This is a genomic window from Bradyrhizobium sp. in8p8, assembly GCF_000426845.1.
GTDB classification, from domain to species: domain Bacteria; phylum Pseudomonadota; class Alphaproteobacteria; order Rhizobiales; family Xanthobacteraceae; genus Bradyrhizobium; species Bradyrhizobium japonicum_C.
Genome location: NZ_AUGD01000040.1, coordinates 1 through 8,310 on the forward strand (window position 1 = coordinate 1; position 8,310 = coordinate 8,310).

Below are 8,310 nucleotides of genomic sequence, written 5' to 3' on the forward strand. Positions count from 1 at the left end.
TGATAGCGGGCCTGGTTGTAATGCTCGACGAAGGCTGCGACCTGCCGTTCGAGATCCTCCGGCAGGTAGTAATTCTCGAGCAGGATGCGGTTCTTCAGGGTCTGGTGCCAGCGCTCGATCTTGCCCTGCGTCTGGGGATGGTAAGGCGCGCCACGAACATGCTGCATGCCCTTGCCATCGAGCCAGGCGGCAAGGTCGGCCGAGATGTAGGACGAACCGTTGTCGCTCAACAGCCTCGGCCGGTGCGCGACAGTGATCCGGTCGAGCCCAGCCGCCGCCAGCGCCAGATCAAGCGTGGCGGTGACGTCGTCGGCGCGCATCGTGGCGCAGAGCTTCCAGGCGACGATATAGCGCGAGAAGTCGTCGAGGACGGTTGAGAGATAATACCAACCCCAGCCGGTGATCTTCAGGTAGGTGAAGTCGGTCTGCCAGAGCTGGTTCGGCGCCGTGGTCTTGTCCTTGAACTCGGACGCCGCCTTGATGACGATGTGGGCTGGGCTGGTGATCAGGTCATGCGCCTTCAGCAGCCGATACACCGAAGCTTCCGAGACGAAGTAGCTCTTCTGGTCGGTGAAGCGCACCGCCAGCTCGCGCGGACTGAGTTCGGTTTCGCGCAGCGCCAGTTCGATGATCTCGGCCCGGATCGTCTCGGGGATCCGGTTCCAGACGCGATCGGGCCGCGAGCGGTGATCGGCGAGCGCCTCGATCCCGCCGGTGCGATAGCGATCATACCAACGATAAAACGTGGCGCGCGGGATGCCGAGCTTGTCCAGTGTGCGCCGCGCCGGCAGGTGCGAGGCCTCGACCAGGCGGATGATCTCGGCCTTCTCGGACGCGGGATATCTCATGTGTCGTCCTCCCCATCCGCCAGCATGCTTTATGGAATGGCTCGCCCCTTACCCTCGGCGCAAGATTGCGTCGGCCGCAAATGGCACGGAGGTGAGCCGATGAATGAGATCAGGGTTCTGGGAATCGATCTTGGCAAAGACGTTTGCAGCGTGGTCGGTTTCGACAGCGCGGGGCAGGTGCTGCTGCGTCGGCGGATGCGACGCGACAGTATCCTGAAGCTGGCGTCAGGAATGCCGAGCTGCGTCATGGCGATGGAAGCATGCTGCGGCGCCCATCATCTTGGCCGCCTGCTTCGCGAGCAGGGTCACGATGTGCGGCTGATGTCGCCAGAGTATGTTCGCCCGTACGTGAAGGCTCAGAAGAATGACGACCGTGACGCCGAGGCGATCGCGGAAGCGGCAACCCGCCCGACGATGCGCTTCGTCGATCTCAAGAGCGACGAGCAACTCGACATGCAGAGCCTGCATCGGGCGCGGGATCGGCTGGTTGGCGAGCGCACGACGCTGATCAATCAGTTGCGAGCGATCCTTCTGGAGCGCGGGATCGTGATGGCGAAGGGACGGCGCAAGCTCGAACTTCGACTGGATCAACTCCTTGCTGGCGAGGTGGCGATCAGCCGTCGGATCAGACAGCTCGTCGAGGACATGCGGGCCCAGTGGCGCGCCCTTGACGAGCGGATCGGCGCCTTCGATGCCGAGTTCGTTGCGATCGCGCGCGAGGATGCCGCAACGAAGCTCCTGGCGACGATCCCGGGGGTCGGCCCGTTGAATGCGACCGCCTTCGTCGCCTCGGTGGGAAGGGCGGAGACGTTTGGCCGGGGCCGGGATCTTGCCGCCTGGCTCGGCCTGGTACCTCGCCAGATGACGACCGGCGGCAGACCTAAGCTTCTCGGGATCAGCAAGCGCGGCAACGGCTACCTTCGCAGGATGCTGATCCACGGCGCGCGAGCGGCATTGCCGTCCCTGGCGAAGGGGCGGACGTTGCTCGGCGAATGGCTGCGGGGATTGCTCGCGCGAACGCATATCAACACCGCCGTGGTCGCGCTCGCGGCGAAGATGGCCAGGATCATCTGGGCCGTGTTGAGAAGCGGGCGCCCCTTCCAGGTGGAGGCGATGCCATCGGCTGGATGATCAGAGTTCGGCCTTAGGGGAGCGTCCTTCAGGCCAGCGTTGTCTGTGAGTGGATTGGAAAGATGGCCTGACAGTCGAACGGCGTGCCGTGATCCTGATCAAAAAAATGGCGTTAGACGCCGACGGCTTTATGAGGATCGGTACGCGCGAAAGCTCCATCTTGGCCGAGGCACGACCTCGAGACCGGATACGTTGGCGCAGACTGAAGAGCCGGAAAGAAATCCCTTGCAGGCGGGGCGAGCCATACGTTTTTTGAGCAGGCGGTTTTCCAGGGTCAGATCGGCCACGGCCTCCTTCAGGGCCTTCGCCTCACGGCGCAGTTCCTTGACCTCGTCGGATGTCGCTGCCCGTGCCGTGTCACCGGCCAGCCGGCGCTTGCCGGCGTCGAGGAACTCCTTCGACCAGCCGTAATACATCGACGCGGCGATCCCCTCGCGCCGGCACAACTCGGCGATGCTCTCCTCGCCGCGCACGCCTTCCAGCACGATGCGGATCTTCTCTTCGGCGGAAAACTGCCGGCGCGTCGCGCGCCGGATGTCCTTCACCACCTGCTCTGCCGGAGCTTTCTCCGGCACCGATTTCTGTCTCATCTGCGCTCCTGAATGGCTGCGATGATCCAGAAATCCTCCCTTCCCGAAAATCCCGAATCTGTCTCAAGGGCGCTGACGGCGGACATTCACGACGCTCAGCGTTCCGAGCGCTCTTGATCAGCGTAGTCGTCGTTCAAGATGGAGGGGGCGCACTCTCGCGCAACCGCGCGATCCGATGGCAACACGAATTGGCGCCACGGATGGAGCTGAGCTCCCAGGGACCATGAGGGAACGGCATCATCGCAACACTGAAAGCCGCGTGCAGCGTGATATTATCCATCATACTCATCTCACGCCGCAATGCTACCTTGCTGGTAGACAGCAAGAAAGAGCCAGAGACGCTTAATCATCCGGCGCAAGTCATCCCTACTGTCTGCCTCATCGTCAGGCATCCATGTGCATTCGAGCCGCCCGGTTTCATCATTGACGCGCCATACCGGCCCCTGAACATTAAAGGGGCACAGATATACGGTAGAAAGTTCAGATCACGAACAGCGACGGGCTTCCGCGCCACAGTCGAAGGTCGTAGAAGGGTGGAACTTTGCCGTTCGTCTCGCCCATCGGAACGAGACGCCATTCACAACACAAGCACCTAGGTTTGAACGCGGAAATGAGACATTTGCGGATGTAACAACCTTGCCGCAATGCAGCATCGTCCGCCTTGCACGCGGCGAAGGGTCACTTCACTGACGGATAGAGTCACAAAACCTTCGCGACCTTGACATCGAAGTGTCATCCACGAGCCCTACTGTATTGCGAAACGCAATCTTTGCGTCATTCACATTACAGATGGTGATCCATGAAGCCCAGCGATGCCGAGACCGACCGCAAATACGTGTTGCGGCTCAGAAATGTCGGTGTGACCTATTCAGGCGGAGTGGTGGCGCTCAGATCGACCACCCTCGATTTCTTCCAGCGCGAGTTCTCCGTTTTACTCGGCCTGTCGGGTGCGGGGAAATCGACACTTTTGCGCTCCCTGAACCTCCTTGTTAAACCTACCTCCGGCGAGATTGTCTCATCGGATTTCGGTGTCCTTGGCCCGACCGGCGCACTCCGCCAGCACCGGCGCCGAACGGCACTCATTTTCCAGCACCATCAGCTGATCGAGCGACATACGGCCCTCGCCAACGTCCTCACCGGCCGACTCGGCTATCACAATACCTTGCGCAGTTTCTTCCCGCTGCCCCGCGCGGACCTGGAACTGGCTCTCCACTGCCTCGAGCGCGTCGGTCTGGCCGACAAATCCATGACGCGTGTCGATCAGCTCTCTGGCGGCCAGAAGCAGCGTGTCGGGATTGCCCGCGCGCTGGCGCAGCAGCCCAACATCATTCTGGCCGACGAGCCTGTCGCCAGCCTCGATCCCGCCACCTCGGAGAAGATCCTCGAACTGCTTCGCCAGGTGTGCAAAGAAGACGGCATCACCGCCATCGTGTCGCTGCACCAGCTGGAATACGCGCAGCGCTTTGCAGACCGGATCATTGGCCTTGCCGGTGCACATGTTGTGTTTGACGGCGCTCCTGATGAGCTCAATGACGACAATTTCGCCGCGATATACGCCGGGCACCGCCGTGAGCCAATCGCACCCAGCCGGACGAGTAACCCCGCCTACGCCCAGCCACCGTTTACGCCTGAGATGGAGATGTCCCTATGAACCGCCTGCTGAAATTTGCCATTGCTGCCGCCCTTGCCATGGGGCTGGCAGCGCCAGCCCACGCCGCCAATCCGAATCCAGAGACTTTAAAGGTCGCACTGTTACCGGATGAGAATGCGTCCGAGTTGATCAAGCGCAATCAACCGCTCAAGGACTACCTCGAGAAGGAACTGGGCAAGAAGGTCGATCTGGTTGTGACAACAGACTACTCGTCGATGATCGAGGCAATGCGTTTCGGCCGGATCGACATAGCCTATTTCGGTCCGCTCTCGTACGTGCTTGCCAAGGGCAAAGCCGATATCGAGCCGTTTGCGGCAATGGTCAGCGACGGCAAGCCGACTTACCGCTCTGTCGTCATTGCCAACGCGAATGCCAATGTGAATTCGCTCAGCGACATCAAGGGCAAGAAGGTCGCTTTCGGCGATCGCGCTTCCACCTCCAGCCATCTGATTCCGAAGACGTTGATGGCGGAAGCCGGTGTCGTGAATGATCGCGATTACCAGCAGCACTTCGTCGGCAGCCACGATGCGGTTGCGGTGAATGTCGCCAACGGCAATGCGGAAGTCGGGGGCCTTTCCGAGGTGATCTGGAAAACTCTTCTTGAGAGAAAGCTCGTCGACGCAGGCAAGGTCAAGGTCATCGCCTACAGCAAGGAATATCCCCAATACCCGTGGACGATGCGCTCCGACCTGAAGCCGGAGCTGAAGGACAAGATCCGCACCACTTTCGTGAACCTGAAGGACCCCGCAGTTCTGAAGAACTTCAAGGCGGACGGTTTCGCCCCGATCACGGACAATGATTACGACGTGATCCGCGATATGGGAAAGTTGCTTGGAATCGACTTCGGAGCGATGTGAGGACGTGATGACGACGCTCGGCGCAACCACAATCAACACAACAAACCATTATCTCGATCAGTACAGTCGGGCGTGGATCCGGCAGTCTGCCCAGGTTGCTGCGGTACTCGCTATTGTGCTGGTTGCATTCTGGTATGTTGGTCTTCTGGATTTCGGGACCCTGGCAAACGGGGTTCCGGCCATCTTAACGCTGGCCCGCGAGGCGATGCCGCCGGATTTCACCAATGCGCGCGCGTGGCTCAAGCCGCTGGTGGACACCTTGGCAATGAGTATTGCCGGAACGGCAATAGCGGTGCTTCTGTCATTTCCGCTGGCTTTTCTTGCTGCCCGGAACACGTCGCCGCACACGATCGTATTTCATGTCGCCCGTACCCTGCTAAACGCTCTTCGCTCGGTCCCGGAGCTGATTATGGGCATCATTTTCGTTGCTGCCGTAGGCTTTGGTGCTTTACCCGGCGTTCTGGCATTAGGCCTGCATTCGGTCGGTATGGTCGGCAAGTTTTTTGCGGAAGCAATTGAGCATGTCGATGAGGCCCCCATAGAGGCTGCGCGCGCCGCAGGTGCAACTCCGGTTCAAGTGTTGTTCCACGCCGTCCTGCCACAAGTGTCATCGCAGTTCGCAGACGTATCCGTCTATCGCTGGGAATATAACTTCCGCGCATCCACGATAATGGGAATGGTTGGCGCAGGCGGTATTGGGTTTGAGCTGATGGGATCGCTTCGAATCATGTTGTATCAAGAAGTCAGCGCCATTTTACTCGTCATCCTGATAATGGTGACAATCGTCGATGGCCTGAGCGGCTATTTGCGGAAGAAATTCAAGTAAGGACCGGCCATCGTGAAACCGCGCGTCGTCATCACCCACAAAGTGCATCAGGAAACCTTGGATCTCCTCTGTGACCATTGTGAAGTCACTCCCAATCAAACTATGGAAACCCTGCCCCGCGAAGAGATTCGCCGCCGTGTCGGCACGGCGGATGCAATGATGGCCTTCATGCCGGACTGGGTCGACGCCGATTTCCTGGCAGCTTGCCCGCAGATGAAGGTCATCGGCGCGGCCTTGAAGGGCTACGATAACTTCGATGTCGCGGCCTGTACGGCCCGGGGCATCTGGCTGAGCATCGTGCCTGACCTCCTGACCGTGCCGACGGCTGAGTTGGCCATCGGCCTTACCATCGGCCTCACCCGCAAGATGATCCAGGCCGATGCCAGGGTCCGCTGCGGCAAATTCGCCGGTTGGCGGCCGGAGTTTTTCGGCCTGGGCATCGCGGGGTCCGCCATTGGTATTCTCGGAATGGGGGCGATTGGGCAAGCCATCGCCGAACGGCTGAATGGCTGGGGCGCAACGCTGCTATACAACGACCGGGTGCCGATCCCAGCACCCGGCGGCGAAGCTCGACCTAGTGTTGCTCGGCGCAGCCTGGAGGAGGTATTATCCGAATCCGATATCGTCATCCTGGCCCTGGCGCTGGCCCCAGACACCATCCATCTGATCAACGACAGGACGCTCGCCCTGATGAAACCAGGCGCATACCTCGTGAATCCATGCCGCGGCTCTGTCGTGAGCGAAGCTGCTGTTCTAACTGCGCTCACCAGCGGTCAGCTCGGCGGGTATGCCGCCGACGTGTTCGAGCTGGAGGATTGGGCTCGCGAAGACAGACCGCGGGAGATCGCTCCGGGCTTGCTGGGTCACCCAAACACGATGTTCAGCCCGCATATTGGCTCTGCTGTTAAGAAAGTTCGCTTGGCAATCGAACTGCGCGCTGCAGAAAATATCCTGCAGGCCCTTTCGGGTAAGCCGCCAATGGATGCCGTCAACAATCCGAGACAAGTGGCTTAGATCGGCAATGCTGAATCTAGTATGGGTGCGGACATTTCTGGCCCTGGCGAAGCATAAGAGCTTTCAAGCGTCCGCAGAATATCTTCGGATCGCTCAGCCGACGGCCTCATCACATATCCAGAAGCTTGAGGAGCAGCTGGGTGTCCTGCTATTCCATCGCTCCCGAACGGGGTGCGAGCCGACGCGGGAAGCGATGAACTTTCTGCCTTATGCCCAGAGCATCCTTAGGGTTAACGAGCGTGCACTCGCCGCGGTCTCTGGGGAGCGCACGCGGATCGGTGCCAGTTCCAATATCGGAATCTATCTGCTGCAGCCCTATGTCCGGTCATATCTGGAAGGCCGCGATCCAGCGGCTTTTGATATGGTGATTGACCGCAATCCGTCCATCGTCGAGAAACTGGAGAATGTCGAAATAGATGTGGCCGTGTTGGAATGGTGGGACAACCGCGACGGCTGCCAAGTCGAGCGCTGGAGAAGCGAGCCCGTCGTCGTCATCGTTCCGCCCGATCATCCATTGGCGTCTCAAGACCACATTGATCCGGTTCAGTTATCCGCATTTGAGCTTCTCGGCGGCGAACCTGGCACCGGGACCGGGCGGATGCTTGCGAAATATTTCGGCGATCACGCTCAAATGCCGCGGGTTTCCCTACAGTTGGGTAGCACCGAGGCTGTCAAGCAGGCGGTAAAGGCTGGAGTTGGCATCTCTCTAGTTCTGGCGTCAGCCGTATCGGACGAGGTGCGGGCCGGAAGCCTGCGTGCCTTACCCTTCCCTGACCCGCCGCTACGAAAGGACCTGTTTGTCGCTTGGCGCACCGGCATTTCGGGCATGCCTATACCGGCCTTCGCCCAGCATCTATTGAACGCTCACTGCAATGAGACGGTATCCGCTCGCTGACGTCAGCGCCTCTCGAATCGGCTACATGCGCGTTTTGTTGGTCATGAACGCGTATTTCGCACGGTCTAAGCGGTCGCTCAACCGGTTCGATGATTGAGTGAGGAGCTTAAATGCGACGTCAAAGAGCGTGGGTACAGGCGATCTGTTTTCGCATGCGCTCTGCGGTCAGCTGAAGGCGGCCCAGCTCCATCAACCCATGTCATGGGTTCGTGTTTCTTAGTCGATCTGGCTAGCTTCTCCTGTGGCGAATGTCCGCAAAGTGGCAACCAAGCCGCCCTCGGCAACCAATCGAAAGCGCAGAATTCCACTCCACCGCGACGTTCCTGCCCTCTGCCGGAAAAGGCCGCAGTGGCTCATGGCTTGCCGTACAACTTTCTCGAACCAAGGTCCGAAAGGGGTCCGGTGACGTTGCCCCCAACTTCTATCCAGCGTGACGTAGACTCTGACGGTTGGTTTTGCCCATCTGGGCGGGGTGAGCGACGGGGGCTGGCGTGGAGC

6 protein-coding genes and 2 pseudogenes are annotated in these 8,310 nt (G+C 59.9%); 6 read left to right on the forward strand and 2 right to left on the reverse strand.

The annotated features are described in order from the left end of the window. Positions 1–878, reverse strand: a pseudogene (locus K408_RS0136420) (IS3 family transposase); the annotation flags it as partial. 69 nt (positions 879–947) lie between these two features. Between K408_RS0136420 and K408_RS0136425 the strand changes: the two are divergent. Continuing rightward, on the forward strand, positions 948–1,979 hold the full coding sequence (locus K408_RS0136425) for an IS110 family RNA-guided transposase (RefSeq protein ID WP_024343475.1): 1,032 nt from the start codon (positions 948–950) through the stop codon (positions 1,977–1,979). A gap of 236 nt (positions 1,980–2,215) precedes the next feature. Here K408_RS0136425 and K408_RS39980 read toward each other — a convergent pair. Then, a pseudogene (locus tag K408_RS39980) lies at positions 2,216–2,569 on the reverse strand (transposase); the annotation flags it as partial. Between the two features lie 799 nt (positions 2,570–3,368). On the opposite strand from K408_RS39980, the gene phnC reads away from it, so the two are divergent. From phnC to K408_RS0136465, 5 genes are read left to right on the forward strand one after another with little or no spacing between them, the layout of a single operon-like run. Beyond that, a complete protein-coding gene (gene phnC, locus K408_RS0136445; RefSeq protein ID WP_006023687.1) occupies positions 3,369–4,220 on the forward strand; it encodes a phosphonate ABC transporter ATP-binding protein in 852 nt (283 codons plus the stop codon). Continuing rightward, a complete protein-coding gene (gene phnD, locus K408_RS0136450) occupies positions 4,217–5,077 on the forward strand; it encodes a phosphate/phosphite/phosphonate ABC transporter substrate-binding protein (RefSeq protein WP_006023686.1) in 861 nt (286 codons plus the stop codon). The genes phnC and phnD overlap by 4 nt, the downstream gene beginning before the upstream one ends. A gap of 7 nt (positions 5,078–5,084) precedes the next feature. Then, positions 5,085–5,903: a phosphonate ABC transporter, permease protein PhnE gene (gene phnE, locus K408_RS0136455; protein ID WP_006023685.1), complete on the forward strand. Its 819-nt coding sequence runs from the start codon at positions 5,085–5,087 to the stop codon at positions 5,901–5,903. 12 nt (positions 5,904–5,915) lie between these two features. Continuing rightward, positions 5,916–6,917, forward strand: a complete 1,002-nt coding sequence (locus K408_RS0136460) for a phosphonate dehydrogenase (protein ID WP_006023684.1) — start codon at positions 5,916–5,918, stop codon at positions 6,915–6,917. 7 nt (positions 6,918–6,924) lie between these two features. Continuing rightward, positions 6,925–7,812, forward strand: coding sequence for a LysR family transcriptional regulator (locus K408_RS0136465; RefSeq protein WP_006023683.1), 888 nt, complete (start codon positions 6,925–6,927; stop codon positions 7,810–7,812). Positions 7,813–8,310 lie beyond the last annotated feature (498 nt).